Genomic DNA, 25205 nt, shown 5'->3' on the forward strand with positions numbered 1-25205 from the left:
GGGGAAAGCATGGAACAAGTCTGCCTGGTGACCGGCGCGACCGGCCGCAACGGCGCGGGGTCGGCCACCATCAAGTTCTTCGCCAGGCAGGGCTGGCGAGTGGTCGTCAACTACTCGCGCGACGAGGCGGCGGCGCAGGAGGTAGCGGCCGAGTGCCGCGCGCTGGGCGCGGCCGACGTGCTCGTGGCCCGCGCCGACGTGACCAGCGACGACGCCTGCCGCGCCATGGCGCGCGACATCGAGCAGCGCTGGGGGCGACTGGACGCGCTGGTCAACAACGCGGCCGTGACCACCTTCAACGACCACAAGAACCTGGACGGCCTGTCGTTCGACGACTTCCAGCGCGTCTTCGCGGTCAACGTCTCGGGGGTCTATGTCGTCACGCGGGCAATGGCCGCGCTGCTGCGGCGGACCGGCAATGCCTCGGTCGTCAACATGTCCTCGGTCGGCGGACTGCGGGGCACGGGTTCGAGCATGGCCTACGCCGCGTCCAAGAGCGCGTTGAATGCCATGACATTCTCGTTCGCGCGCGTGCTGGCGCCCGAGGTCCGCGTCAACGCGCTGCTGCCCGGTTTCATCGAAGGCGACTGGCTGATCAACGGCATGGGGCGCGAGCGCTACGAGGCCGTGCGCGCCGCGCTGATCGCCAAGAACCCGCTCAAGTCGGTGCAGACACCGGACGAGATCGCCGAGGCGGTGTGGTGGCTGGTGCATGGCCCGGCCGCGCTGACCGGGGAACTGATGCAACTGGATGCCGGGGGCCGATTGGTGGTGTAGCTGCGGCGGGCTCAGTCGAGCTTGCGGGCGAATCCGCGCTGCACCGCGGGCCGCTCCATCAAGGCCGCATACCAGCGTGCCACGTTGGGGTAGGCCGCCAGGTCGACCTGATGGCGCTCGTGCCGCCAGGCCCAGCCCAGGATGGCGAAGTCGGCGATGGATAATTCGCCGGCCACGTAGTCGGTCGAGGCCAGGCGGGCGTCCAGCACGCCGTAGAGCCGGTGCGTTTCCACGCTGAACCGCTGCAGGCCGTAGCGGCGGTCGGTCTCGTCGGCCACCGCGCGGAAGTGATGGACCTGCCCCGGGATGGGGCCGAAGCCGCCCATCTGCCACATCAGCCATTCCATGACCGCGGTCTGCGCGCGCAGGTCGGCCGGCAGGAATTTGCCGGTCTTGCGCGCCAGGTAGAACAGGATGGCGCCGGACTCGAACACGCTGATCGGCTGGCCGCCGGGCCCGTCGGGATCGACGATGGCGGGGATCTTGTTGTTGGGGCTGATGCGCAGGAAGGACGCCTCGAACTGCTGCCCGTTGCGGATGTCGACGGGCACCACCTCGTAGGGCAGTTCCATTTCTTCCAGGGCCACGCTGATCTTGCGGCCGTTGGGTGTGTTCCAGGCGTGGAGCTCGATGGTCATGGGCGCGGATACCGGTTGTTGGAGGCCGAGGTCATTATCCACCACCGGCGGCCGGCACTCCATCTAGGGCCTGTGCGAGCCTCTTTGTAGCGGGAGCAGTCCCTACGACGAGAACGCCGTGCCGGCGTCGGCCAGCGTCTCGCTCAGCTTCGCCGCTTCCGCGTTCATCATGCCCACCACTTCCTCGCGCCTGTCCCCGCGCAGCCGGTGGTTCAGCGCGACGATGCTGATGGCCGCGTAGTGGCTGCCCAATAGCGTCGGCACGACCACGCCCAGGCCCGTCACCTCGGGCAGGATGTCGCCGTCGTTCAGCGCGTAGCCCAACTGGCAGGCGCGTTCGACCATGTGGTCGAGCACCGTCTCGGATAATTTTCCGTAGCGGTTCAGCCGGTGCCGGTTCCTGCGCATCACGTCGTCGCGCTCGGCCGCCGGCATGGCGGCCAGCAGGGCCAGGCCGCCGGCCGTGCTGCCCAGCGGGCGCCGCTCGCCCACCATCTGGGTCAAGGCCTTGACCGGATAGCTGCCTTCCGCGCGTTCGATCACCACGCTGTCGGTGCCGCTGCGGGTGGTCAGGAACACGGTGTCGCCAGTGTCGCGCGCCAGCCGGTTCAGCACCGGGCCGCACAGTTCGCGCAGGTTGAAGTGGCAGTTCGCCGCCAGCCCCAGCTCGTAGGCCAGCATCCCCAGGAAGTACTCGCGCCGCGTTCCCCGCTGCATCAGCAGTCCCTGTTCGACCAGGCAGGCCAGGATGCGATGGGCCGTGGGGGACTTGAGCCCGGTCTCGCGCGCCACCTCGGCCAGCGTGATGCCCGCCGTGTTGCGCGCGGCCACCTTCTTCAGGACCAGGATGGTCCGTTCTATGCTTTGCGTGCCTGTGGGGATGGCTTGATTTTCCATATTATGGACTCGTATTGACAGCGATGTTCTGAAGAAAACACACTGGATCAACGCGAAAGGCGTAATAAATCCACATTTTATTCCATATTGTGGATTGAAGGGTTTTCTTCAACCGATCACTACAGCCTGCTATCCAGGGAGACAGGAAGATGGCGCAGCAACTGAATCAGGCGCACTACGACGTCGTCGTGCTGGGCGGAGGCGCCGCCGGCGTCGCGGCCGCCGCGGCAGCGGCCAGGAACGGCCGCAGGACGCTCATCATCGAGGCCAACCCCATCCTGGGCGGGGAACTGCTCAGCGGCATGTCGCTGGACGGCGTGCTGAACGCGCGCGGCGAATATGTGGTGGGCGGTATCTCCGACGAATTGTTCGACGAATGCCGGCGCATGAACGGCTTCATCGGCCCGGTGCACGACCATCGCCTGATCTGCTACGTGTGCGTCGATCCGGAGATCATGAAGATCGCCGTGATGCGCGTGCTCGACCGCCATGGCGTGACCGCCTGGGTCAATTCGTTCGCCGAGGACGTCGTGGTCCGGGATGGCGTGGTCACCGGCCTGGTGGTGGTCAACAAGAGCGGCCGCACGCTGGTGACGGCGGATCATTTCCTGGACTGCTCGGGCGATGGCGACCTGGCGGCCCGCGCCGGCGCGCCGTTCGAGATGAGCGACGACAGCGGCGACCTGCAGCCGGTGTCGCTCATGTTCCGCGTGGGCAACGTGGACAGCGCGACGCTGCTGCGCTTCGCGCGCGAGAACCCCGCGTCGATGGCGGTGGGCGAAAGCGACTACATCCGCGGGGACAAGACCGACGAGCAGTTGCTGGACCTGCTGGTCGAGCAGGGCCAACCCTCGGTGTTCTTCAAGAGCGAAGGCCCTTTCCTGGGCGATGCGATCCGCCGGGGCGACCTGGCGCCCACCGCGCTGATCATGATCCAGCCGACCTCCGCAGCCCGCAAGGAAGTCTGCGTCAACGCCACCCGGGTGGGGGGCAACATCGACGGGACCGACACGGCGGCGGTCAGCGCCACGGTGGGCACGCTGATGGAGCAGGTCTGGCAGACCTATGAATTCGTCAAGGCCCACCTGCCCGGCTTCGAGCACTCGGTGTTCGCCGGACTGGCCCCGCGCGTGGGCGTGCGCGAGACGCGCCGCATCATGGGCGACTACCTGCTGACCAAGGAAGACGTGGTGTCGGGCCGCAAGCAGCCGGACTCGGCCGTCGCCAAGGGTGCGCAGCACGTCGACATCCACCAGTCCGGCACGACCCAGATACGCATTCCCATCGCCAATGGCGGTTCGTATGACATCCCGTTCGGCTGCCTGTTGCCCAAGGGGCTGAAGAACGTCATGGTCGCGGGCCGCTGCCTGTCGGCCACGCGCGAGGGCATGGGCACGGCGCGTACCATGGGCCCCTGCATGGCCATGGGGCAGGCCGTGGGCACCGCGGCGGCGATGTGCGCCGAGCGCGGCGATGCCGACGTACGCGCCCTGCCGGTGAAAGAGCTGCAGGCCCGGCTGCGGGCGCAAGGGGGCGTGATCGACGGCGTGTATTGAGCGCCGCACCGTCCGGCGCCACCCTCCGGGAACAAGCGATGGGGTGCCGGGCGTCTTGCCGACAACGAGGAAGGAGACCAACCATGCATCGTTATCTTGCCAAGTTTTCCCTGGCCCTGTCGCTGGGCTGCGCGGTTTTCGCGGCCTGGGCGGGGGCCTATCCGGACCGGCCGCTGAAGATGATCGTGCCGTTCGCCGCCGGCGCGTCCAGCGACATGCTGGCGCGTACCGTGGCCGACGGGCTGGCCACGCGCCTGGGCCAGCCCGTGGTGGTCGAGAACCGGGCCGGCGCGGGCGGCAACATCGGCGCCGACCTCGTCGCCAAGGCCGCGCCGGACGGCTACTCGCTGGTCATCGGATCCATCGGCACCCATGCGACCAACAGCCTGATCTATGGCTCCATGCCATACGACACCGTGAAGGACTTCACGCCGATCACCCTGGTCGCCGCGGTGTCGCTGGTGCTGGTCGTGCACCCCTCGGTACCCGCGCGCGACGTCAAGGAACTCATCGCCTACCTGAAGGAGCGGCCGGGCAAGGTCAGCTATGCGTCCGGCGGCGTGGGCGCTTCCCGGCACCTGGCTGGCGAACTGTTCAAGTATCTTGCCAAGGTCGACATGGTGCACGTGCCCTACAAAGGCAGCGCGGGGTCGATTCCCGACCTGATCAGCGGCCGGGTCCCGGTCATGTTCGCCGACCTGCCGCTGGTGCTGTCCTACATCCAGAACGGTTCGCTGCGCGCCCTGGCGGTGGGCGACCGCGAGCGCAGCCCGGTGCTGCCGTCGGTGCCCACGCTGGCCGAATCGGGCGTGCCCGATTACCAGGCCAATGCCTGGTATGGCTTGTTCGCCCCTGCGGGCACGTCGCCGGACATCGCCAGCCGCCTGCAGCGCGAAGTCGCCGCCATTCTGGAACAACCCGACGTGCGCAAGCGCCTGGTCGCGCAGGGCGCCAATCCCAGCGGCATGGCGCCCGACGCGTTCAAGACGTTCCAGCGCAAGGAGATCGATCGCTGGAAGACGGTGGTGCATGCGGCGAACATCAAGATGGATTGATATCTAGGGTAAACCCTAGGTTTGAGGTAGAATAGTCGTTTATCGCGCCTGCGCCTGGCCGCAGGCCCCGACGCGCTGAACGCTCCGCCGCGCAGGCGGAGCCGTCCTTTCCGCGGTTCCCCATCGCCTCCGCCGGTACGGTATCCGCCGTTCCGGCGCGCACGCGTTGTTCCGGCAAACCCGGCACGGCGCGCGGTTTTTTTCAGGATGCCCATGATTGACGAAGACGATCGCCGTCCGCCTGCGCCTGCCCGGCCGCGCGGGACGACGCGCGCCACCGCGGCGCGGTACCTGCTGACCCCGGCCCAGCTGGAAGAGAGCCTGGCCATGGCCGCGCCGCCGTCCGTGCGCAACGCCGTGGTGGCGGGGTTGCAGGCGACCCTGGCCGTGGTCGCGGCGCTGGCGTGCTTTCACTATTCGCCCTGGCCGCAACTGGTGGGCTTTGGCGCGTTGGGCGCGCTGGCCTCGCTGTTCGGCCGCTATGCCTCGCGCGCCCGCCGCCGCCGCATGGTCTTCCTGAGCGCCTTCCTGCTGGTCGCGGCCACCTTCGTGACGTCGGTGGCGGCCCACGCCGGGGCCTCGCCCACGATGATGGTGCTGGTCCTGGCGCTGGTGGCGGGGGCGTCCACGGTCGCGGTGTCGAGCTGGAGCCTGGGCAGCCCGGGCGCCGTCATCATCGTGTTCGCGGCGGGCGCGGCGCTGGGCGGGGCCGGGTCCTGGGAAGCGGTGTTCGCGCACGCCGCCGCCACGGCGGCGGGCGGCGCACTGGCCTGGATCGTATGCGTGTTGACCGACCGTCTCAGGCACGAAGAGCCCGCGACGGGCGCATTCCCCAGCGATCCTCCCCGCCCCATGCGGCACCGGCTGATCGCCGCCGGCCGCATCGCCGTGGGCGCCGCCGTGGCCGCGCTGGTCGCGCACGCGGCCGGCTGGCAGCATCCGTCGTGGGCCGCCATAGGCGCGACCGCCGTCATGCAGGGCGGGCATCTGCACATCACGATGAGCCGCGCACTGCAACGGATGGCCGGCACCGTGGCGGGCGCCTGCCTGGTGGGCGCTATCCTGGCTCAGTCGCCCTCGTTCTGGGGCGTGGTGGGCCTGATCGCGGTCTTTCAGTTCGTGACCGAGATCATCATCGGCTACAACTATGCGCTTGGACAGATCACCGTGACACCCATGGCTCTCCTGATGACGCATCTGGCGGCGCCCGCCATGGCCGGCAACATGGCGCTCGAGCGCGTATTCGACACCATCGTCGGCGCGGCGGCGGGCATCGTCCTGGCGGTGCTGTTCTCCAGCCTGGACGACCGGGCCTACCTGGCGCGCCACCGGGGGGCGGCGGCGCGCGGCTGATCAAGGCCGCGCCCGCCAGGGCCCACGCCCGAAATGCTTTATCATCGGGCGGCTCTCACGCGCAGGCTCCGGTCGCCGCGCGGACTCCTGCAGCGTGCCATGCTAGACCCCATCAGCGTCATCTTCGTCACGATTTTCTCCGCCATCATGAGCACGGCGGTGCTGGGGTCGCTGCTGCCTACCGCCATTCCCGGGGTCCGGCGCTGGTTCAACGCCAGCGTGATGGCCATGGTGGCGCTGGCGCTGTTCCTGCTCCAGAACGTCGGCCCGCGCTGGCTGACCATCCTCGTCTCCAACCTGTTGCTGGCCATGGCCATGCTGGTCATCCTGCAAGGGTGCCGGCAGTTCGTCGGGATGCAGCCCGTGCGTCGCGCGGAATACGCGGGCTGGGGGGCGCTGTTGGCCGCCATGGCCTACTGGACCTATGTGGTGCCGGACATCAACACCCGCATCGCGCTGGTGTCGGCGTTCTATACCTATGCCTACGTCGTGGTCGCCGTGACCGTGTTCATGGCGCGCCCGCTGTCCCGGCCGCACTACGCCTATTGGTTCGTCAGCATCGGCGCGTGCCTGGGGGCGATCGGCCATGTGGGCCGGGGGCTGGCCTACGGCGTGGGATGGGTCAGGCAGGCGGAGCTGTTGCAATCGACGCCCGTCAACATCGCCTTCCTGGCGCTGGGCGTGCTGGCGCTGCCCTGGCTGTCGATCGGCATGGTGCTGCTGACTCATGATCGCCTGGCCCACCGGCTCGAACGCCTGGCGAACCTGGATGAACTGACCGGCATCCTGGCGCGGCGCGCGTTCCTGGCCCAGGCCGACGCGGCCGCCCGCACCGCATCGCGCTCCGGGCGGCCGCTGGTGTTCGCCATCGTCGACATCGACCACTTCAAGAACATCAACGACACCCATGGGCATGCGGCGGGAGACCGGGTGCTGGCCCATTTCACCGGCGTGGTGGCCAGCAACCTGCGCGCCGGCGATGCCTTCGGCCGGCTGGGCGGCGAGGAGTTCGCCATTCTTTGTCCGGACACGTCCATGGGGGACGCGGTCAAGCTGCTGAACCGGCTGCGCGCCCGGGTCGCGCAGGCCGAGAGCGCGCTGCCGGGAAGCAAGCTCAAGGTCACGTTCAGCGTCGGGGTCGACCAGTATCGCCCCGGCGAGGAACTGAGCAGCCTGATGGCGCGGGCGGACGCCGCGCTCTACACGGCCAAGGCGATGGGAAGGGACCGCGTCGTGACGGTGGCTGCCGATGCGGATCCGCTTCCCGCCGAAGGGTCTCCCGGATTGGCGACGTGACGCGCCTGCCGTGCCGGCGGACGCTCAGCCCCCGGGCGCGCCCGTCTGTTGCAGCAGCCAGCCGCGAAAGGCCTGCAGGGCGGGCAGCGTGACATTGGCGGGCGGGTAGACCAGATAGTACGAAGTCGGCGAGCGCACCACCGGCCCGAAGGGCGATACCAGCCGGCCATTTTCCAGCTCGTCTTCCACCAGCAGGCGGGGCACCACCGCGGCGCCCAGGCCCGCCATGGCTGCCCGCAGCACCAGCGAGAACGACTCGAATTTCATTCCTCCGGTGGTGCCTTCGGCGGGCAGGCCGCTGGCGGCCAGCCAGTCGTGCCAGGCATGCGGCCGGAACGTCATCTGCAGCGTGGGCACGCGCGGCAGGTCGTCCGGCGTGCGCAGCGTGGTCGCGGCCATCTCCGGCGTACAGACCACGACCATGTGTTCGTCCATCAGCCAGTCCGAGCGGGCGCCGGGCCAGCGGGTGTTGCCCAGGTTGATGGCGGCGTCCAGGCTGTTGTTCTGGAAGTTGAAGGGCAGCCGCGTGACGAGGGTGAGCGCGATGCGCGGATGTTCGCGCTGGAAGCGGGGCAGGCGCGGGATCAGCCATTGCGTGGCGACCGCGGGCACCACGCCCAGCCGCAGCACGCTGGCCGCGGGCTCGGTCGACACGGTTTCGATGATGGCCGATTCCAGCGCGTCGAGCGCGGGCGTCAGGCGCAGCAGCAGGATCTCGCCCGCGGACGTCAGTTGCAGACGCTTGCGTACGCGTTCGAACAGCCGGACCCCGAGGAAGTCCTCCAGCGCCTGGATCTGGTGGCTGATGGCGCTCTGCGTCAGATTCAGCGAGTCCGCCGCCTGCGTGAAGCTCAGCGTGCGTGCCGACAGCTCGAACGCCTGGAGCATGACGGGCGAGGGGATCTTGCGACGCATGTCATTAATCCTGCTAATGAATTCATGATGAGACGTCGCTTGTGGGCAGGCGGACGTCTCCGATAACTTAGTCCCGCGTTTCGTGGTTGCGGCACCGGCATTGTGCAGTAAGTCTGCTTGCATGGGAGTGAGTCGATGAATCGTCGAGATGTACTGCGTCTGGGAGCGGCTGCGGGCCTGGGGGCCGCGGGCAGGGCATGGGCTCAGGAAGAGTTTCCGAACCGCCTGATGAAGGTGGTGGTTCCTTATCCGCCCGGGGGCATCACCGACCTGCTGGGGCGGGTGCTGGCGGACATCCTGGCCAAGGAGTTCCCCGCCAAGCCCGTGATCGTCGAGAACAAGGGCGGCGGCACAGGCACGGTGGCCCAGCAATACATCCTCCAGCAGCCGCACGATGGCCACCTGCTGCTGTCCGGCGGTCTGGGCGGGCTGATCCTGCCGACCATCCTGAATCCTCGCCTGCCCATCGATCCGCAGGAGAACTTCGTTCCCGTGGCCCAACTGGCCGAGCTGATGAACGTGCTGGTGGTGGGCCGGGACGTCGAGGCCCGCACGCTGCCCGAGCTCATCGCCTACGGCAAGACGCGCGTGGGCAAGCTCAACTACGGCTCCAACGGCGTAGGCACGCTGGCCCATTTCACCTCGGTGCTGTTCAACCAGCGCGCGGGCACGCATTTCGTCCATATCCCGTACCGCTCCAGCGGTGAAATCATCACCGGCCTGAAGAACGGGGACATCCAGGTGTCCTTCGCCAACCTGCCATCGGTGGCCTCCCTGGTGCGCGCCGGTTCGCTGCGGGCGATCGCGGTGACGGGGGCCAGGCGCGCGCAGGCGCTGCCCGACGTGCCGACCCTGCTGGAACTGGGCATGGAGGACTTCGTCGCGACGGGATGGCTGGGGGCCTACGCGCCGGTCGGCACGCCCCAGGCCAACATCGACAAGCTGGCCGATGCCATCGTCAAGGGTGGCAGGCAGTCCGAGAACATCCAAAGGCTGCAGACCGCGGGTTTCGAGGTGACGGTGCGCGGCCACGCGGACTTCGCCGCCTGGAACCGCAGCGAATTCGTCAAGTGGAACGAACTGGCCCGCCGGGAGAACATCCGGCCCGAGGCCTGAGCGGCAATTTTCAACAAGGACTGCACATGTTGCCCACCGCAAGAAAACTGGTTTTTTCGGAAGTGCCCATCGTCGACCTCGGGCCGGCCTGGCGCGATGATGCCGGCCGTGCCGCAGTGGCCGAGGCCATCGCCGCCGCCGCCGGCACCGTGGGGTTCTTCTACGTCAGGAACCACGGCCTGGCCGAGCAGGACATCCGCGACATCTTCCAGACCGCCGTGGATTTCCACAGCCTGCCCATGGAGGCCAAGATGGAGGTCTCGCTCAAGCTCAACGACCATGCCCAGGGCTACCTGCACGGCATGAGCAAGGGCAACGACGCGAACATCAAGGAGAACCTCCAGGAAGCGTTCCAGATCCGCCGGCCGCTGGCCGACGACGATCCCGACCTGCTGGCCGGCAAGCCCTTGCACGGCCGCATTCCCTGGCCGTCCGCCATGCCGGACCTGAAGCCGCGGATGATGGCTTACTACGACAAGGTCAACGACCTGGGCTATCGGCTTCTGGATCTGTTCGAGCTGAGCCTGGGCCTGACGGCCGGCGCGCTGAAGGCGAGCTTCGCCAAGGACATGAATTCGCTGCGCCTGCTGCACTATCCGCCGCAGCGCCCCGACGAATCGGGCGAGCACCTGGGGGCGCGCGGACATACCGATACCAATGCCTTCACCATCCTGGCCCAGGACGCGAATGGCGGGCTCGAAGTGCGCAACCGGGACGGCGAATGGGTGGCGGTGCCGCCCATCGGGGGAACGCTGGTGGTCAACGTCGGGGAAGTGCTGAAGGTCTGGACCGACGGCGTGTTCACCTCGGCGGTCCATCGGGTGATCAACCGTTCCGGCAACGAGCGCTATTCCATCCCGTTTTTCATGTATCCGAGTTTCGATGCCTGGATCCAGCCCTTGATCCGCAATCCCGATCCCGCGAACGTGGCGCCCGAGGACCTGCCGACGTCCTTTCCGCGCGACCGGCCTTTCGTCTACGGCGAGCTGAAGGCGCGCAACGTCGCGCGCATCATGCCGCAGAAGAGCGCGGCATAGCGGCAATCGATCATCCAGGGAACCGGAGGGTGGACATGGCGGCCTACGTCATCGGCGAGGTGAAGATTCTGAAGCCCACTGAAATGGGCGAGTACGGCCGCATGGTGGCGGAGGCGGTGGCCGCGCATGGCGGGCGCTACCTGGCGCGCGGAGCCGAGCCCTTCGTGCTCGAAGGCGGGCCGGCCCACAACGTGCTCCTGATCGAGTTTCCCGACAAGGACGCGGCCTTGGCCTGGTACGCATCGCCGGCCTACCAGGCGGCGAAGAAGCTGCGCGAAGGCAAGAGCAACCTGAGGCTGGTCGTGATCGACGACGCATGAGCGGCGCTCACGCGCCGCCGCTCCGGTGGCGCGGCGAGGCCGTGCGGAAGGTGATGGACCAGCGCAAGGCCCGGGCCGGCGCGATGCTGTGTTGCCAGGCCCAGCGCGCCGGTCCGCGCATCAGGTAGATGGACCGGGGCGCCAGCGCCAGGCGTACGATGTCGGCCTTCCTGGGATGGTCGGGCGGGTAGGGCCTGAATCGCATCACGATCTCGCTGCCCAGCGAGATGCCGACCACGTCCTGGAAGTCCGGCACGTCGCGATGCCAGCCCAGCGGCGCGCCGGGCGGATACTCCGCCGCCAGCGCATGGACGAAGGCCTGTGGCGGCACGCCCAGCCATCGCGCCGCGCGGTCGCGCAGCGCATGGAGTTCGGCGATCAGCGCCGTGGCCGGCTGCAGCCGGTTGGCATCGTAGTCGAAGCTGCCGCCGTAGCTCACTACCCGCCTGCGCGCGGTATAGGTCTTGTAGCGGGCAGCGGCGAAGGGCAGGGTGGCCATCAACGCCTCGAGCTCCGCCGCTTCGGCCGGCTCGAGAAAATCCGGTTCATAGACCAGCCCTTCCGGCAGATCGGGCGGAAGCGGGGGCGGCAGGTCGAACAGCGGCGGTTGTTCCATGATGCGATCCGTGTGGCCGCGAAGGCGGTCCCTTACCGGCCGTTGGCGGCGCCCATTGCGGCGGGATAGAGCTTGCGCAGGATCTGCAGGCAGGCGTCTTCGAGCAGGGCGGCCAGTTCCGTGGCTGCCTCCCGGGGGCTGTCGTCCTGGCGTGCCCGGGCCCATATGCGCTGCAACGCCGCCGTCCGCGCCTGCACCACTTCCATGACCTCGTCGCGCCAGAAGGCCGGCGCCTCGCCTTCGACGTAGTCGCCCCGGCCGCGGCCGAAGTGGATGATGGCGAGATAGCGCAGAAGGTCCGCCGCCACCAGCGCGTGCAGGAATTCGTCGGTCAGGCGGGCGGTCGCGTGTTCGGTGCCCTTGGCCTTGTTGATGCCCCAGGCCGCGCCGGCGAACGTGGCCGCGCCGACTATGGCCCCTACCAGCATGCCTCCGCCCAGGGTCAAGCCGCCGGCCAGGAGGTCGGCCGACGCGCCGGTGGCCGCGCCCGACGCGATGGCGCCCAGCAGCCCCGCCTGCTTCACATCGACGGGCGCACTGAAGGCGAAGTTCTCGCGCAAGCGCTGGTTCAGCGGCGCCGCCGCGCTGCCCTGGAGCCCGTGAAGCGCCAGCAGGCGGGCCGTGGTCTGGGCGCCGGCGCGCGACAGGCGCGTGGTGATGGCGGCCATGGCCGCGTCCCGCGCGCTTTCCGGCGCGGACCGGGCCAGGCCCAGGGTGCCCAGTGCCGACCGGATCGCCGAGGCATCGCCCACCGCTTCGGCGTCGCGGGCGGCATCGACGATCTGGCGCGCGATGAGATCCATGGACTGCTGGAAACGGTCGAGATTGCGCTTGTCCCAGGCCGAGGCCAGCCGGGCATAGCCGCGCTGGACGGCTGCCGGCAGGCAGGCGCGGATGGCGTCGAACAGCACCCGCTCGTGTACCCAGCTGCGGGCGAATGCATCCAGCGGCACGACGTCGCGCACCACGCCGTAGGGCCGGAGATGGTCGGTCCAGCGCGCGACGTCTTCCTGCTCGCGCGGGGCGGGACGAGGCGGCCCCATCTGGTTGAGCAGCACCACCACGGGCTTGCCCAGCCATTGCAGGATCTGCATCTCGGGCGCGACATAGCCCGCATCCTGCGGATCTTCCGAGGCATTGACCAGATACAGCACCACGTCGGCGTTGTCGCGCGCCGCCTGCAGTGCGCGCTGGCTGAGCCAGAAAGCGCGGTCGCTGACCCGGTCCCAGACTTCGGTCAGGAACCATCCCACGGGGTTGCCCGCCATCTCCAGCCGCCTGGCCAGCCGCGCGGAGTCGCCGAAACCCGGCGTGTCCCACAGGTACAGTTCGTCGCCGTCGCCGGTGGTGAACAGGCGATACGCATCGGCAGCCTGCGTGACGTGAGCCGCGTCGCGGACTTCTCCCACGTCCGCGCCCAGCAGGGTGCGGGCCAGCGTCGTCTTGCCGGCGTTGGTGTGGGAGACCAGGCAGAGCTGTATGCGGACGGGTTTGTCAGGCATCGGGAGGATGGAGCAGATCGACGAAGGTGACCGGCACCTTGTGCAGCGTGCCGAAATCCTGCCACAGGCGCCGGCGTTCTTCCAGGCGGCGGTCGGCGCCGGCCTGGCCGTCGAGGCGCGCCGCATAGGCCGACTGGTCGACGGCCAGCGCGATCTTGCCGGGCAGGGCGCGCGCCAGGTGATCGAGGAAGGCGCCGTGGTTCTCGGCCTCGGGCGTGGCCGACAGGTTCACCAGCGCGGCAGTGACGGTCGCGCTTTCGTCCGCCGCGTCCGGCGTGGGCATGTCCTGCGGGTCGGCGCCATAGTCCCAGCCGGGCATCACCGTGGCCTGGGCGGTGTCGCCCAGCATGGAGCGCGCCACTGCCTGCAAGGCCTGGTCGCGCGCCGCGTCGACGGCGAAGCTGTAGGGAATGACGCGCAGGCGCAGCGGCACCGGGCTGAGCGAACCCAGCAGCTTGCGGTAGTAGGGCTGGCCCATGTCCAGCGGAAAGTCCGCGCGCAGGCGTGTTTCCTTCCAGCGCGCCGCGGCCGCCAGCGCCAGGCGGGGAATCACGACCACGATGGCCAGCAGCGCCGCGTACAGATGGACCCAGCGGGCGCCGCCCGGCACGAAGCCGGCGGCGTCGAATCGCAGCGCGGCGATTTCCGCCGGCGTGAAACCCGGCAGGCGGAACAGCCAGGTCGCCGGCGCGAACAGCACGCCCAGGATGGCGTGCACCTGGCCGGCATCGAGGAAGGTGCTTTCCCAGCCGACGCGGTATTCGACGGTCAGCCCACGTGCGTAGAGCGACAGGGCGACGCCTGCACCGAACAGCGCGGCGCAAAGATGAAGGATGCGCTTGCCGCGCGCCAGGTGCAGCGGCGCCGCCAGGCGCTGCCAGTCGAGCGCGAAGCGCGCCCCGGCGGCGGCCAGCGCGGGCGAGCCCCGGCGCCGGCGCCAGCCTTGCGGCAGCCAGGGCCGCGCGAACAGCGCCGCGCCCCGACGCCGCAGGGGCGGCACCGCGACGGAGACGGCCAGGAGCGCATACATCAGCAGGTTCCAGCCCAGCACGGCCAGCAGCGGTGGCGACAACAGGTCCATGCGGTGCGGGTTGGCGATGCGTTCGGTCAGCGCGCCGGCCAGGAAGGCCGCCAAGGGAAGCAGCCAGCCGGCCAGGGCGGCCAGGCGAGGAGGATGGCGCATGGCCTTGAGCGCCGGCGCGCGCCGCTCCAGCCCATCCAGCAGCAGGGCCGCGCGGGTTTGCAGGAAACTGCCGGCCGGGTCCCGTCCGGCGTCGCGGCCGCCTTGCAATCCGCACAGGTTGCGGGCGCTCAGGCTGGCCTCGCGGCGATCCTCGGCGCGCAGCAACTGGTGTTCGTCGTCGGTGGTTTCCAGGGCGTGGGCCAGCACCACGTCCCTGGCCGCTCGTTCGTCCATCGGCGTCCTGATCGGGTCTACAAGCCGACAGACTATATAGGAATCGGCGCCCGGGGGCAGTGCGGGCCTTAGTGCGAAGTGTCCGCGGCGGACATCGTCTGGGCCTTGCGCCGGGGCGGCCGGTCCAGCGCCGCGCGCAGGGAGGCGTACTCCTGATCGATGCGCGTCAGCCGCGTCTGCCGCGCGGCCTCGTCGGTCCAGCTGCCCTGCAGCGCGCTTTGCCGGTCGAAGCGGTACACCAGGCCGGCATTGTCCAGCAGCGCGGCGTCGCCCGCGGGCTCGAACCCGGCAAGATCGTGCCGGGCCAACTGTTCCTGGCCCGGACGAGTCTGTTCCAATGAAGTCAGGTGGGCGGCCAGGCGCGCCCGCACGGATTCCGGCAGCGCGCGCCGGGCCACGACCAGCGGCGCGGGCAGCGGATCCGATCGCCACAGCACGGCCAGCCGGCCGTACTCCATCGGAAAACGTTCCTTGAAGCGCGCCAGGTCGGAGCCGGTGGTCAGGCCCACGTCCGCTTCGCCGTTGGCGACCGCCAGCGCATTGGTCTGGTGGCTGCCCTGGACCTCGGCCGCGAAGAAGGCTTCCATGCGCAACCCGCGCGGCAGGAACAACTGAAGCTGCGGGACCAGATAACCCGAGAAGGACCGCACCTCGCCCCGCGCCAGGCGCCACTTGGCCGACAGGGCCAGCATCTGGTCCAGCGTGGCGGGCGCGGCGCCGCGGCGGGCGATGAGGACGGTGCGATGACGGTCGGAGTCGGCGGGCAGGCCGCGGGCGATCACCGTCATGCCATAGCGGGTGACGGCGTCGATGGCCAACTGGCCTGACAGCACCGCCAGGTCGATGTCGCCCCGCCGCAGGGCCGCGGCCATGGCGTCATAGGAGGTCGGCGCGAGCAGTCGGGCCGGCTGGCCGAGCGCCCGCGACAGGTCCGCGACCAGAGGGGCCCAGTCGTTGCGCGTTTCCAGCGGGCCTTCGACCGGCAGTACGCCCAGCCGGAGCGATTGGCCGTGGACGGCGGAAGCAGCGGCCACCAGCCCCAGCGCCGCCAGGCGCAGCAGGGCGGGCGCCACGGACCGGGAAGGGCGCCGCGGCGGACGGCGAAAAACAGGCATGGGCGCGTCCTGATGAATCGGATCTGTGCTTATGGATTTATTTTTGGTATCTTGTTTTCCGTAATTGGATTCTTTTTTCATGTCCATTGCAAGGCGCGTCACAATATTTCCCTTCGAGCCCTTCCTGCCCATGCCCCTGCAAGCTCCCGGCCCGGCCGATCCGGTATTGGAGTTGCTGCTTTCGCGGCTGCGCCTGCACGACACCGTCACCACGCCGTACTACATCCAGTTGCAGCGCCAGATCCAGGCGCTGATCGACGGCGGCGAACTGCGTCCCGGCCACGGGCTGCCGTCCGAGCGCGTGCTGGCCCAGGCGCTGAACCTCAGCCGCACGACCATCAAGCGCTGCTATGACGCCCTGCGGGATACCCAGGCGGTGGCCAGTTCGCAGGGGCGCGGCGGCACCGTGGTCAAGGCGGCTCCACGCGTGTCGCCGGCCATGCAGCGGCTCAAGGGGTTCACCGAGGAAATGCGGGAGCTGGGGCTGGTTCCCTCGACCCGGGTGCTGGCGCGCGCCGTGGTCCAGGACCGCATGGTGGCGTCGATCTTCGGGCGGCCCTCGAATGCCGAGTTCCTGAAGCTGGTGCGGGTGCGCCTGGCCGACGACGCGCCCATGTCGCGCGAGGTCGCGTGGTACGACCTGGCCGTCGCGCCCGGGCTGGCGGAATGGGATGGCAAGGGGTCGGCGTACGCCCACCTGCGCGAACACTGCGGCATCGAACTGGCCTGGGCCGACCAGTCGGTCGAGGCCGTGTTCAGCTCGCCGGAAGAAGGCGAGGTCTTCGGCTTCGCGCAGCCCGGGCCTTGCCTGCTGCTGAAGCGGCGATCCCATTCGGCCCAGGACGTCCTGGTCGAATACGTGGAAGGCACGTTCCGCGGCGACGCCTACGTCTACCGGCTCAAGCTCCGGTCCTGAGCATCGCGCGCAGCCCGTCGCGGTCCGGCAGCGAGGCCAGGATGCCGGGATGCGCGATCGACCACGCGGCGCAGGCGCCGGCCGTCTCCAGCGCGGCCGCCATGCTTCGTCCGCCGGCCAGCGCCCGGCACAGGCCGGCGCTGAAGGCATCGCCCGCGCCTATGGTCTTGACTATGCGGGTGGGAATGGGCGCGGCCACGTGGTGTGCGCCGTCGCGGCTCCACGCCGCGCTGCCCTGGTCGCCCAGCGTGACCACCAGCCAGTTTCCCGGCCAGCGCCGCCAGAGCGAGGGCAGGGCGGACGCGATCGCGCGCAGCCGCTGGTCCCGGCCGGCCGGCAAGGCGCATTCCAGCAGGGCCTGCGCTTCGCCTGCGTTGACGACCAGCACGTCGGTGCAGGCCAGGACGTCGTCCGGCAACGCCTGCCAGGGCGAGGGATTGAGCACGGCCAGAACGCCGTGCGCGCGCGCCCGCGCCAGCGCGGCGCGCACCGTGTCGAGCGGGACTTCGAGCTGGGCGTAGAGCAGCGCGGCCGACGCGATGTCTTCTTCCGCCGCGGCGATCTGGTCCGGTCCCAGTGCCTCGTTGGCACCGGGGTGCACGACGATCTGGTTGTCGCCGTCGGCGCCGATGAATCCCGCGCCGTGGCCCGAGGGCTGGCCGCAGCGCAGGATCCGGCGGGTGTCCAGTCCTTCGCCGTGCAGCCATGACAGCAGGCTATCGGCCGGGGTGTCGTTGCCGATCGCCATCAACAGGTCGACCCGGGCGCCCAGCCGGTGGCATCCCACCGCCACGGCCAGCCCCTTGCCCGCCGCCTCGGCGACGAAGCCGCGGGCCCGCAGCGTTTCGCCCGGCCGGGGCAGCCGATCCACGCTCCAGCAGCAGGCCTGCATGAAGCTGCCCAGGACGGCGATGCGCGGCGGCTTGGCGGACATGGCAGGGTCCTCGTGTCGCGGGTGGCCTTTCATGGTCGAGCAAACCCTTCCTGCGCCGGCGAGCGCCTTGCATTACGACTTCGTAATGGTCTTTGGCGCCCGAATCGCGCGTATGACGGGCGTGAGCGCCAAATGGCCCCTTTCCGGATAGTAACCGTCCAGGCGGCCACGGCGGGGGGGCCGACACTAGACTGGAAGTTCTCAATAGGAGGACTCGCCATGGCTACATTTCTGGTCTTTATCGGCATCATCGCGGCAACGGTGGCCGTCATATACATCCTGGTCAAGCTCCTGATGATGTTCAACGGCGGGGACAAGAATGAAGAGACCCCGCAGGATGTCGCTTCCTCCGATCACCATCACGGCAAGGTGGAAACGGTCCGGAAATAGCCGTGGGCCACGCGCGGCCTCACGGGTCCGAAAACTCGTCGAAGATGAGGCCGCGCAGCCACTGGTTGGACGGCTCGCGGTGGAACTTCGCGTGCCAGAATAGATTGATGCCGATCCGGGGCAGCGCCACCGGATGGTTCACCGCGGTCAGGTTGAACGGCTCCAGGCACTCGTTCGCGTAGCGCTCGGGCACGGTGGCGATCATGTCGGTCGATCGCAGGATGTGGCCGATCGCCACGAAGTGCGGCACGGTCAGGCGCACCTTGCGCTGCACGCCTTTCTTCTTCATGAATTCGTCGACGATGCCATGCCCGGTGCCGGCCGATACCGCCACCACGTGGTCGGCCTTGCGGAACGCATCCAGCGTGAGCTTGCGGCCGTCCAGTTCGTGGCCGCGCCGGAACATGCAGACGTACTTCTGCGTGAACAGCCGGCGCTGGAAGAAGCCGGCGTTGAGCTGTGGCAGCAGCCCGATGGCCAGGTCCACGTGGCCGGCTTCCATTTCATCCCTGAGGTTGACCGTGGTGTTGCGCACCGTGTTGATCGACACGCCGGGCGCGATCCGGGCGGCGGCCTCCATCAGCCTGGGCAGGAAATAGATCTCGCCTATGTCGGTCATGCCCACCGTGAAGGTGCGGTTGCTGCTGGCCGGATCGAAGCTGCTGCGGAAATTCAGCGTGTCCTGGATGGTGCCGAGCGCGTAGGCGATCGGCTCGGCCAGCTGCCGCGCGTAGGGCGTGGGCTCCATGCCGCGGGTGGTACGCAGGAACAGGTCATCGCCCAGCAGCTTGCGCAGCCGGTTGAGCGCGTTGCTGACCGCCGGCTGCGTCAACCCGAGCTTCTGGGCCGCGCCGGATACCTTGCGTTCCATCAGCATCTGGTTGAAGACGACCAGCAGGTTCAGGTCGATGTCTTTCAGTTCCATGGGCGTCACCATTCACGCTGGTGATTGAGTCTATTCACGATATTCTATATATAAATAATCCGCCCGTTCCTATACTTTCGTCGACGAATACAACTACTCCAAGACGCGAGACACACATGGAATTGGTCGTTCAGCCCATGGGCCGCTCGCTGGCGGTGGAGCCGGGCGCGAACCTGCTGCAGACGCTGCGCAGCAACGACGTGCCGGTGTCCTACAGCTGCATGGCCGGCCGTTGCGGCACCTGCCGATGCAAGGTGCTGGACGGCGGCGTGCTGGAGTCGGGCCGCGAGGCCAAGCTCACCAACCCGCATGACGGCCGCTACGTGCTCGCCTGCATGAGCGTGCTGACGGACAACTGCACCATCGAGATCCCCGAGGTCGACGAACTGGTGGTGCACCCGGCCAGGGTGCTCAAGGCTTCGGTGGCCAGCATCGAGGCCGTCACCCACGACATTCGCCGCGTGGTGCTGCAATCGGCCAAGACGCTGGAGTTCTCGCCCGGCCAGTACGCGACGCTGCAATTCACCCCCGAGCACATCCGGCCGTATTCGATGGCCTGCCTGAGCGGCAACGAGCTGGAGTTCCACGTGCGCGTGGTGCCCGAGGGGCGCGTCTCGGGCTACATCGACACCCGATTGAAGGTGGGCGACCAGGTGCGCGTCAGCGGCCCGCTGGGCACGGCCTACCTGCGCCGCAAGCACACCGGTCCGATACTGTGCGTGGCCGGCGGGACCGGGCTGGCGCCCGTGCTGTCCATCGTGCGCGGCGCGCTCGAGGCGGGCATGCGCAACGACATCCACCTGTACTTCGGCGTGCGTTCCGAACAGGACGTCTACGGCAAATCCTGGCTCGACGCGCTGGCGGCCCGGCACGACAATCTGCGCGTGCACATCGTCGTGGCGGCCGGGGCCGAACTGCCGGGACATCGCAGCGGCCTGGTGACGGACGCGGTCGACGCCGACTGGGCCGGCCTGGCGGGCTGGCGCGCCTACCTGTGCGGGGCGCCGCCCATGGTCGACGCCGCCGCCCTGGTGCTGGCGCGCAAGGGCCTGTCCGCCGACCACGTCTACGCCGACGCTTTCTACGCAAGCAGCGATTGACCGCGCCCGCGCGCGATCCCAACCATCACGACAAGGAGGCAAGCATGGGCGAAACCACCGTTTTCCCGCGCGAACTCGAATGGAAGGACAGCGGTTCCAGCCGCATCCCGTTCTGGGCCTATACCGACGAGTCGCTCTACAAGAAGGAGCTGGAGCGCTTCTTCTATTCGGGCCATTGGAATTACGTCGGCCTGGAGGCCGAGATCCCCAACCCGGGCGACTTCAAGCGCACCGTGGTGGGTGAGCGCTCGGTCATCATGACCCGCGCCGAGGACGAGACCATCCATGTGATCGAGAACGTCTGCGCGCACCGGGGCATGCAGTTCTGCCGCGAGCGCAGCGGCAACCGCAAGGAACTCGTCTGTCCCTATCACCAGTGGAACTACACGCTGAAAGGCGACCTGCAGGGCGTGCCGTTCCGGCGCGGCGTCAAGCAGGGCGGCAAGGTCAACGGCGGCATGCCGGCCGACTTCAAGACCGCGGACAACAACCTGAACAAGCTCAAGGTCGCCACTCGCGGGGGCGTCGTGTTCGCCTCGTTCGACCATGACGTGCCGTCGTTGGAGGAGTTCCTGGGGCCGGTCATCCTGGGCTATTTCGACCGCCTGTTCAACGGCCGCAAGCTCAAGCTGCTGGGCTACAACCGCCAGCGCATCCCGGGCAACTGGAAGCTGATGCAGGAGAACATCAAGGACCCGTACCATCCGGGCCTGCTGCACACCTGGTTCATCACCTACGGCCTCTGGCGCGCGGACAACAAGTCCGAGCTGAAGATGGACGAGCGGTTCCGCCACGCCGCCATGATCTCCACGCGCGGCTCGGCGGGCGTGAAGTCCGAGGTTACCGCCGGCGTGACCAGCTTCAAGGAAACGATGGAGATCAACGACAAGCGCCTGCTCGACATCGTGCACGAGCCGTGGTGGGGCGAACCCACCGCCGTGATGATGACGATCTTTCCCAGCGTGATCTTCCAGCAACAGGTCAACAGCGTGTCCACGCGGCACATCCAGCCGAACGGCCATGGTTCGTTCGATTTCGTCTGGACGCATTTCGCCTTCGAGGACGATACGCCGGAGATGATCCAGCGCCGCCTGGTCCAGGCCAACCTGTTCGGCCCGGCGGGATTCGTCTCGGCCGACGACGGCGAGGTCATCGAGTTTTCGCAAAGCGGTTTCGAGCAGAAGCCCTACCACCGCGCCCTGGCGGAACTGGGCGGGACAGCGGTCGAGAACACGGACCACATGGTGACCGAGACGCTGATCCGCGGCATGTACGAGTACTGGCGAAAAGTGATGGACGTCTGAGGGCCTGGAGAAACGAACATGAACGATGTGCAGACCTATCTGGAAGTGGCCCGCCTGCATGCCGACTACGCGGCGGTCGTGGATAGCCGCCAATGGGAGGCGTGGCCCGACTTCTTCCTGGACGAATGCGAGTACAAGATCCAGCCGCGCGAGAACTTCGATCGCGGGCTGCCGCTGGCCACGCTCTACCTGATCAGCAAGGGCATGCTCAAGGACCGCGTGTACGGCATCAGCGAGACCCTGTTCCACGATCCCTATTACCAGCGGCACCTGTGCGGCCTGCCCCGCATCCTGAAGGACGAGGATGGCGAGTTGCACGTGGAGGCCAACTACGCCGTGTTCCGCACCAAGCTGACCGGCGAGTCCACGGTCTTCAACGTGGGCCGCTACATCGACCGCATCCGGCGCACCCCCGAGGGGCTGAAGTTCGCGTCGCGCGTGTGCGTGTTCGATACCGAGATGATTCCCAATTCCCTGATCTATCCGATTTGAGGTGACCATGGCTGACTGGACCGATGTGGCGGCGACGGATGACGTGCCGGAAGACGACGTGATCGGCGTGCAGGCGGCGGGCAAGGACCTGGCGCTGTACAGTGTGGAAGGAGAGTTCTACGCTACCGACAACATCTGTACGCACGGCCACGCGCGCCTGTGCGATGGCTTCCTGGAAGGCGCGGAGATCGAATGCCCGCTGCACCAGGGCCGCTTCGACGTGCGCAGCGGCAAGGCGATGTGCGCGCCGTTGACCGAAGACATCAAGACCTACCCCCTCAAGGTCGAGGGCGGACGCATCTGGCTGCAACTGGCGTAGAAATTCGCGACAAGGAGACATGCATGCAGGAGCCTGACCAGGCGGGCCGCCCGCTACGGGCCTACACCGATCCGGCGTACCGGCCGCTGTGCGCGACGCTGGCCGAGGTCCGCGCCAGCATCGACCGGCTCGACGACCAGATCGTGGCGCTGCTGGCGCAGCGCGCCATGTACGTGAAGGACGCCGCGCGCTTCAAGAAGGACGCCTTCCAGGTCAGCGCCCCGGCGCGTCAGGCCGAGGTGTTCGCCAAGGTGCGCGCGCTGGCCACCCGCCACAATCGGGGGTTCGAAGGCCTGGAGGACGTGGTGGATGCCGGCTACCGCGCGCTGGTGGCCGCGTTCATCGCCGTCGAACAGAAGTATCACGACAGAATGACCAGCACGGAGGACGGACATGCATAAGGAATGGAAACGCGCCGCGGCGCGAGGAGTGATGGCCGCGCTGGTGGCCTGCGCGCTGCCGCTCGCGGCCCAGGCGCAGGCCTGGCCGGCCCATCCGCTGAAACTTATCGTGCCGTTCGGGCCCGGTTCCAGCCCCGACCAGGTCGCGCGCGTGGTGAGCGACCGCCTGGGGGGGCTGCTGGGCCAGACCGTGGTGGTCGAGAACCGTCCTGGCGCCAGCGGCAACATCGGTACCAATGCCATTGCCAAGGCGCCGCCGGACGGCTACACCTTCGGCGTGTCGATTACCGGCCCGCTGGTCAACAACACGGTGCTGTTCGACTCGCTGCCCTACGATCCCGCCAAGGACGTTGCACCGCTGACGCTGGCGGTGCACCAGCCCAACGTGCTCGTGGTGCCGACCGCGTCGGGCATCGCCAACGTGGCGCAATTGCTGGACACGCTCAAGAAGAATCCGGACAAGTACAACTTTCCGTCCACCGGCGCCGGCACGGTATCGCACCTGTCAGTGGAGCTGATGCTGCAGCAGATCGGCGCCAAGGCCGTGCACGCACCGTATCCGTCGTCCCCCGCCGCGCTGACCTCGCTGCTGTCCGGCGACACCCAGTTCGCGGCACTGCCGCCCATCGCCGTCATGCCCATGGTGAAGGACGGCCGGCTCAAGGCCCTGGCCGTGACTTCGTCCAAGCGTTCGGCGCTGCTGCCCGACATCCCGACCCTGGGCGAGGCCGGCGTGCCCGGCATCGAGGGTTCGGCCTGGATAGGCTTCGTGATTTCGTCCAAGGTGCCGGCCGACATCCAGAAGAAGCTGTCGGATGCGCTGATTACCGCGTTGAAGGACCCGGAAGTCCGCAAGAAGCTCGAGACGCAATACATGGAGCCGGCCGCCACAACGCCGCAGGCGTTCCGCCGCTACATGGACGACGAGCTCAAGCGCTGGGCGCCGTTGATCAGGAAGCTGGGGTTGAAGGGGCAATAGACGGGAATCCTGCCCAGACTGGCGGGCATGCTGCAAAATAGGAGCCGATACCCCGCAAGCCGGCCTGTCGCGCTTGCGGGGGAAGATCAGGATGGCTCATTGCATATGAAGAACGAAACTGGAACGAAGCGCAAGCCGCGGGCCGAGCCGGAGAGGGCGGCGGCCCCGAAGCCGGGCCGTCGGGCGGCCTCGGCGCGAGGCGTCAAGACCGACCTGCAGCGGGCCGATTGGGTGCGCGCAGGCCTGCGTGTGCTGGCGCAATCCGGGGTGGACGCCGTGTTGATCCCGCGCCTGGCCACGGACCTGGGAGTGACCAAGGGCAGCTTTTATTGGCATTTCGAATCGCGCGACGACCTGCTGCTCGCGCTGATCGAGGAGTGGAAGCAGCACGCCACGCTGCGCGTGATCGAGATCGTCGAAAGCGCGTCTACGTCCCCGCAGGAAAAAATCCGCCTGATCGCCTTCATCGGCACCAACTCGCCCATCGACGAATTCGGCGGTGCCATCGAACTGGCCGTGCGCAACTGGGCCCGGACGAATCCCGCCGTGCGCAGCGCCGTGGCCGACGTCGACCAGCAGCGGCTGACCTACCTGACCAGCTTATATGCCGAGATGGGCGCCAAGGTCGATCCGGAGCTGCTGGCCTGCCTGCACTATAGTTTTTCGACGGGCCTGCGCCTGATCTTCGCCTACCCCGAGCAGCAGAAACTGGCGATGCGGCAGGCCGCGCTCGACACCATTTTCTTTCCTTCGCCCGTCAAGTAGCCCGCCCGGCCAAGCGTTCGAGATCCGCCAGGGCCTGGGCATATTCGGCCGCCAGTCCATCGACGATGGCGGCGGTGGAGGCGATGCCGGTGACTGCGCCCACGCCCTGGCCGGCGCTCCAGACGTCGCGCCATGCCTTGGCCTCGCCGCTGTCCGCCCGCTTGCCGAATGAAAAACTGCGGCGTTCGCGGGACGCCAGCGTGCCGATGTCGACTCCCGCCGCCTCGAAACTGCGGACGAGGTAGTTGGCGGGCAGCCCCGTGACCGCATCGCTGCAGACGATGTCGGCCGCCGTCGCATCTACCACCATGTTCTTGTAAGACGCCTGGGCGTTGGCCTCGTGCGAGGCGATGAAGCGCGTGCCGATGTAGGCCAGGTCGGCCCCCATTGCCTGTGCGGCCAGCACCTGGCGGCCTTCGGCGATGCACCCCGACAGCACGATGAGTCCATCGAAGAAACGCCTCGCTTCGGCGGTGAACGCCATCGGGTTGATGCTGCCGGTGTGTCCGCCTGCGCCCGCGCAAACGAGGACGAGGCCATCGACGCCGGCATCGACGGCCTTGCGCGCATGGCGCAGCGTCGAGACGTCGTGCAGCACGATGCCACCGTAGGCGTGTACGCGGTCGACCACTTCACCGGGGGGATTCAGGCTGGTGATGACGATGGGCGATTCGTGTTCGCAGACGATCTCCAGGTCGTGGGCCAGGCGTGGATTGCTCGGATGGACGATGAGATTGACCGCGTAGGGGGCGGCGGGCCATGGCGGCGAGCCGCGGTTCCATTCATCTATCTGCGCCTGCACATGGGAGAGCCAGAGCGACAGCTCGCTTTCCGGGCGCGCGTTCAAGGATGGGAAGGCTCCGATGATGCCCGCCTTGCATTGCTCCGCCACCAGTTCCTTCGACGAGACGATGAACATGGGTGAGCCCATCGCGGGGATGCGCAGGCGCCATGGATGAGCAACGCGGTGCGATCGCGGACGAGGCGTGTTCAAGGGTTTCTCCCAGGGTTGACGGTCATGGGGGCGTTCAATAGAGTAGCTTCCATACCGACCAGTATGGAACGGAATC

Annotated in this window: 27 protein-coding genes; 17 read left to right on the top strand and 10 right to left on the bottom strand. The window is 68.1% G+C overall.

The window, feature by feature from the left end:
• Window positions 1–9: 9 nt before the first annotated feature.
• On the top strand, window positions 10–777 hold the full coding sequence (locus tag N5K27_RS19455; protein ID WP_130355504.1) for an SDR family oxidoreductase: 768 nt from the start codon (window positions 10–12) through the stop codon (window positions 775–777).
• An 11-nt stretch (window positions 778–788) separates the two neighbouring features.
• Here the strand turns inward: N5K27_RS19455 and N5K27_RS19460 are convergent, their stop codons facing one another.
• Entirely contained in the window at window positions 789–1415 is a 627-nt protein-coding gene (locus N5K27_RS19460) for a glutathione binding-like protein (protein WP_130355503.1), read from the bottom strand.
• 102 nt (window positions 1416–1517) lie between these two features.
• On the bottom strand, window positions 1518–2312 hold the full coding sequence (locus tag N5K27_RS19465) for an IclR family transcriptional regulator (RefSeq protein WP_279818199.1): 795 nt from the start codon (window positions 2310–2312) through the stop codon (window positions 1518–1520).
• Window positions 2313–2461: 149 nt separating this feature from the next.
• On the opposite strand from N5K27_RS19465, the gene N5K27_RS19470 reads away from it, so the two are divergent.
• The 4 genes from N5K27_RS19470 (at window position 2462) to N5K27_RS19485 (ending at window position 7572) form a co-directional block, all read left to right on the top strand.
• On the top strand, window positions 2462–3868 hold the full coding sequence (locus N5K27_RS19470) for an FAD-dependent oxidoreductase (RefSeq protein WP_279818201.1): 1407 nt from the start codon (window positions 2462–2464) through the stop codon (window positions 3866–3868).
• Between the two features lie 83 nt (window positions 3869–3951).
• Entirely contained in the window at window positions 3952–4923 is a 972-nt protein-coding gene (locus N5K27_RS19475) for a tripartite tricarboxylate transporter substrate binding protein (protein WP_279818203.1), read from the top strand.
• A gap of 213 nt (window positions 4924–5136) precedes the next feature.
• A complete protein-coding gene (locus tag N5K27_RS19480; RefSeq protein WP_279818205.1) occupies window positions 5137–6276 on the top strand; it encodes an FUSC family protein in 1140 nt (379 codons plus the stop codon).
• 99 nt (window positions 6277–6375) lie between these two features.
• On the top strand, window positions 6376–7572 hold the full coding sequence (locus N5K27_RS19485) for a diguanylate cyclase (protein WP_279818207.1): 1197 nt from the start codon (window positions 6376–6378) through the stop codon (window positions 7570–7572).
• Between the two features lie 24 nt (window positions 7573–7596).
• Here N5K27_RS19485 and N5K27_RS19490 read toward each other — a convergent pair whose 3' ends face one another.
• Complete coding sequence (locus N5K27_RS19490; RefSeq protein WP_176400628.1) at window positions 7597–8487, bottom strand: LysR substrate-binding domain-containing protein; 891 nt, start codon at window positions 8485–8487, stop codon at window positions 7597–7599.
• Between the two features lie 135 nt (window positions 8488–8622).
• Between N5K27_RS19490 and N5K27_RS19495 the strand changes: the two genes are divergently transcribed.
• Genes N5K27_RS19495 through N5K27_RS19505 form a run of 3 tightly spaced genes read left to right on the top strand, consistent with a single transcriptional unit; the run spans window position 8623 to window position 10960 of the window.
• Complete coding sequence (locus tag N5K27_RS19495; RefSeq protein ID WP_087836730.1) at window positions 8623–9603, top strand: tripartite tricarboxylate transporter substrate binding protein; 981 nt, start codon at window positions 8623–8625, stop codon at window positions 9601–9603.
• 26 nt (window positions 9604–9629) lie between these two features.
• Window positions 9630–10640, top strand: coding sequence for a 2OG-Fe(II) oxygenase family protein (locus N5K27_RS19500; RefSeq protein WP_087836731.1), 1011 nt, complete (start codon window positions 9630–9632; stop codon window positions 10638–10640).
• A 35-nt stretch (window positions 10641–10675) separates the two neighbouring features.
• Entirely contained in the window at window positions 10676–10960 is a 285-nt protein-coding gene (locus N5K27_RS19505) for a DUF1330 domain-containing protein (RefSeq protein WP_087836732.1), read from the top strand.
• A 7-nt stretch (window positions 10961–10967) separates the two neighbouring features.
• Here the strand turns inward: N5K27_RS19505 and N5K27_RS19510 are convergent, their stop codons facing one another.
• From N5K27_RS19510 to N5K27_RS19525, 4 genes are all read right to left on the bottom strand, one after another.
• Window positions 10968–11576, bottom strand: a complete 609-nt coding sequence (locus tag N5K27_RS19510) for an alpha-ketoglutarate-dependent dioxygenase AlkB (RefSeq protein WP_087836733.1) — start codon at window positions 11574–11576, stop codon at window positions 10968–10970.
• A 32-nt stretch (window positions 11577–11608) separates the two neighbouring features.
• Window positions 11609–13078, bottom strand: a complete 1470-nt coding sequence (locus tag N5K27_RS19515) for a GTPase domain-containing protein (RefSeq protein WP_087836734.1) — start codon at window positions 13076–13078, stop codon at window positions 11609–11611.
• The gene (locus N5K27_RS19520) at window positions 13071–14495 is read right to left on the bottom strand and encodes a DUF2868 domain-containing protein (protein WP_279818213.1); all 1425 of its coding nucleotides are present in this window, start codon (window positions 14493–14495) and stop codon (window positions 13071–13073) included. The genes N5K27_RS19515 and N5K27_RS19520 overlap by 8 nt, the downstream gene beginning before the upstream one ends.
• A gap of 68 nt (window positions 14496–14563) precedes the next feature.
• Window positions 14564–15610 carry a phosphate/phosphite/phosphonate ABC transporter substrate-binding protein gene (locus N5K27_RS19525; protein WP_087840738.1) on the bottom strand — a complete coding sequence of 349 codons (1047 nt, stop codon included), beginning with the start codon at window positions 15608–15610 and terminating at the stop codon, window positions 14564–14566.
• 79 nt (window positions 15611–15689) lie between these two features.
• Here N5K27_RS19525 and N5K27_RS19530 point away from each other — a divergent pair, with 79 nt between their 5' ends.
• Window positions 15690–16526 carry a GntR family transcriptional regulator gene (locus N5K27_RS19530; protein WP_279818215.1) on the top strand — a complete coding sequence of 279 codons (837 nt, stop codon included), beginning with the start codon at window positions 15690–15692 and terminating at the stop codon, window positions 16524–16526.
• Here the strand turns inward: N5K27_RS19530 and N5K27_RS19535 are convergent.
• Window positions 16510–17460 carry a ribokinase gene (locus tag N5K27_RS19535; protein WP_279818217.1) on the bottom strand — a complete coding sequence of 317 codons (951 nt, stop codon included), beginning with the start codon at window positions 17458–17460 and terminating at the stop codon, window positions 16510–16512. The genes N5K27_RS19530 and N5K27_RS19535 overlap by 17 nt on opposite strands.
• A 219-nt stretch (window positions 17461–17679) precedes the next feature.
• On the opposite strand from N5K27_RS19535, the gene N5K27_RS19540 reads away from it, so the two are divergent.
• Window positions 17680–17850, top strand: a complete 171-nt coding sequence (locus N5K27_RS19540; RefSeq protein WP_165404349.1) for a hypothetical protein — start codon at window positions 17680–17682, stop codon at window positions 17848–17850.
• Window positions 17851–17869: 19 nt separating this feature from the next.
• Here the strand turns inward: N5K27_RS19540 and N5K27_RS19545 are convergent, their stop codons facing one another.
• Window positions 17870–18775: a LysR family transcriptional regulator gene (locus N5K27_RS19545; protein ID WP_130355488.1), complete on the bottom strand. Its 906-nt coding sequence runs from the start codon at window positions 18773–18775 to the stop codon at window positions 17870–17872.
• Between the two features lie 116 nt (window positions 18776–18891).
• Here N5K27_RS19545 and N5K27_RS19550 point away from each other — a divergent pair, with 116 nt between their 5' ends.
• From N5K27_RS19550 to N5K27_RS19580, 7 genes are all read left to right on the top strand, one after another.
• Window positions 18892–19875, top strand: coding sequence for a 2Fe-2S iron-sulfur cluster-binding protein (locus N5K27_RS19550; RefSeq protein ID WP_279818221.1), 984 nt, complete (start codon window positions 18892–18894; stop codon window positions 19873–19875).
• A gap of 44 nt (window positions 19876–19919) precedes the next feature.
• Window positions 19920–21179, top strand: coding sequence for an aromatic ring-hydroxylating dioxygenase subunit alpha (locus tag N5K27_RS19555; protein ID WP_130355486.1), 1260 nt, complete (start codon window positions 19920–19922; stop codon window positions 21177–21179).
• A gap of 18 nt (window positions 21180–21197) precedes the next feature.
• Window positions 21198–21671: an aromatic-ring-hydroxylating dioxygenase subunit beta gene (locus N5K27_RS19560; RefSeq protein WP_279818222.1), complete on the top strand. Its 474-nt coding sequence runs from the start codon at window positions 21198–21200 to the stop codon at window positions 21669–21671.
• Window positions 21672–21678: 7 nt separating this feature from the next.
• Window positions 21679–21990, top strand: a complete 312-nt coding sequence (locus N5K27_RS19565; RefSeq protein ID WP_130355484.1) for a non-heme iron oxygenase ferredoxin subunit — start codon at window positions 21679–21681, stop codon at window positions 21988–21990.
• Between the two features lie 23 nt (window positions 21991–22013).
• Window positions 22014–22391: a chorismate mutase gene (locus N5K27_RS19570; RefSeq protein WP_279818226.1), complete on the top strand. Its 378-nt coding sequence runs from the start codon at window positions 22014–22016 to the stop codon at window positions 22389–22391.
• A gap of 31 nt (window positions 22392–22422) precedes the next feature.
• Window positions 22423–23370, top strand: coding sequence for a tripartite tricarboxylate transporter substrate binding protein (locus tag N5K27_RS19575; RefSeq protein ID WP_279818281.1), 948 nt, complete (start codon window positions 22423–22425; stop codon window positions 23368–23370).
• Window positions 23371–23475: 105 nt separating this feature from the next.
• Complete coding sequence (locus N5K27_RS19580; RefSeq protein WP_279818228.1) at window positions 23476–24135, top strand: TetR/AcrR family transcriptional regulator; 660 nt, start codon at window positions 23476–23478, stop codon at window positions 24133–24135.
• On the opposite strand, the gene N5K27_RS19585 is transcribed toward N5K27_RS19580, so the two are convergent.
• Entirely contained in the window at window positions 24128–25066 is a 939-nt protein-coding gene (locus N5K27_RS19585; protein WP_279818283.1) for a nitronate monooxygenase family protein, read from the bottom strand. The two genes, N5K27_RS19580 and N5K27_RS19585, sit on opposite strands and share 8 nt — an antisense overlap.
• Between the last annotated feature and the right edge of the window lie 139 nt (window positions 25067–25205).

Origin of the sequence: Pigmentiphaga sp. GD03639 (genome assembly GCF_029845405.1) — a bacterium.
GTDB classification, from domain to species: Bacteria; Pseudomonadota; Gammaproteobacteria; order Burkholderiales; family Burkholderiaceae_B; genus Pigmentiphaga; species Pigmentiphaga daeguensis.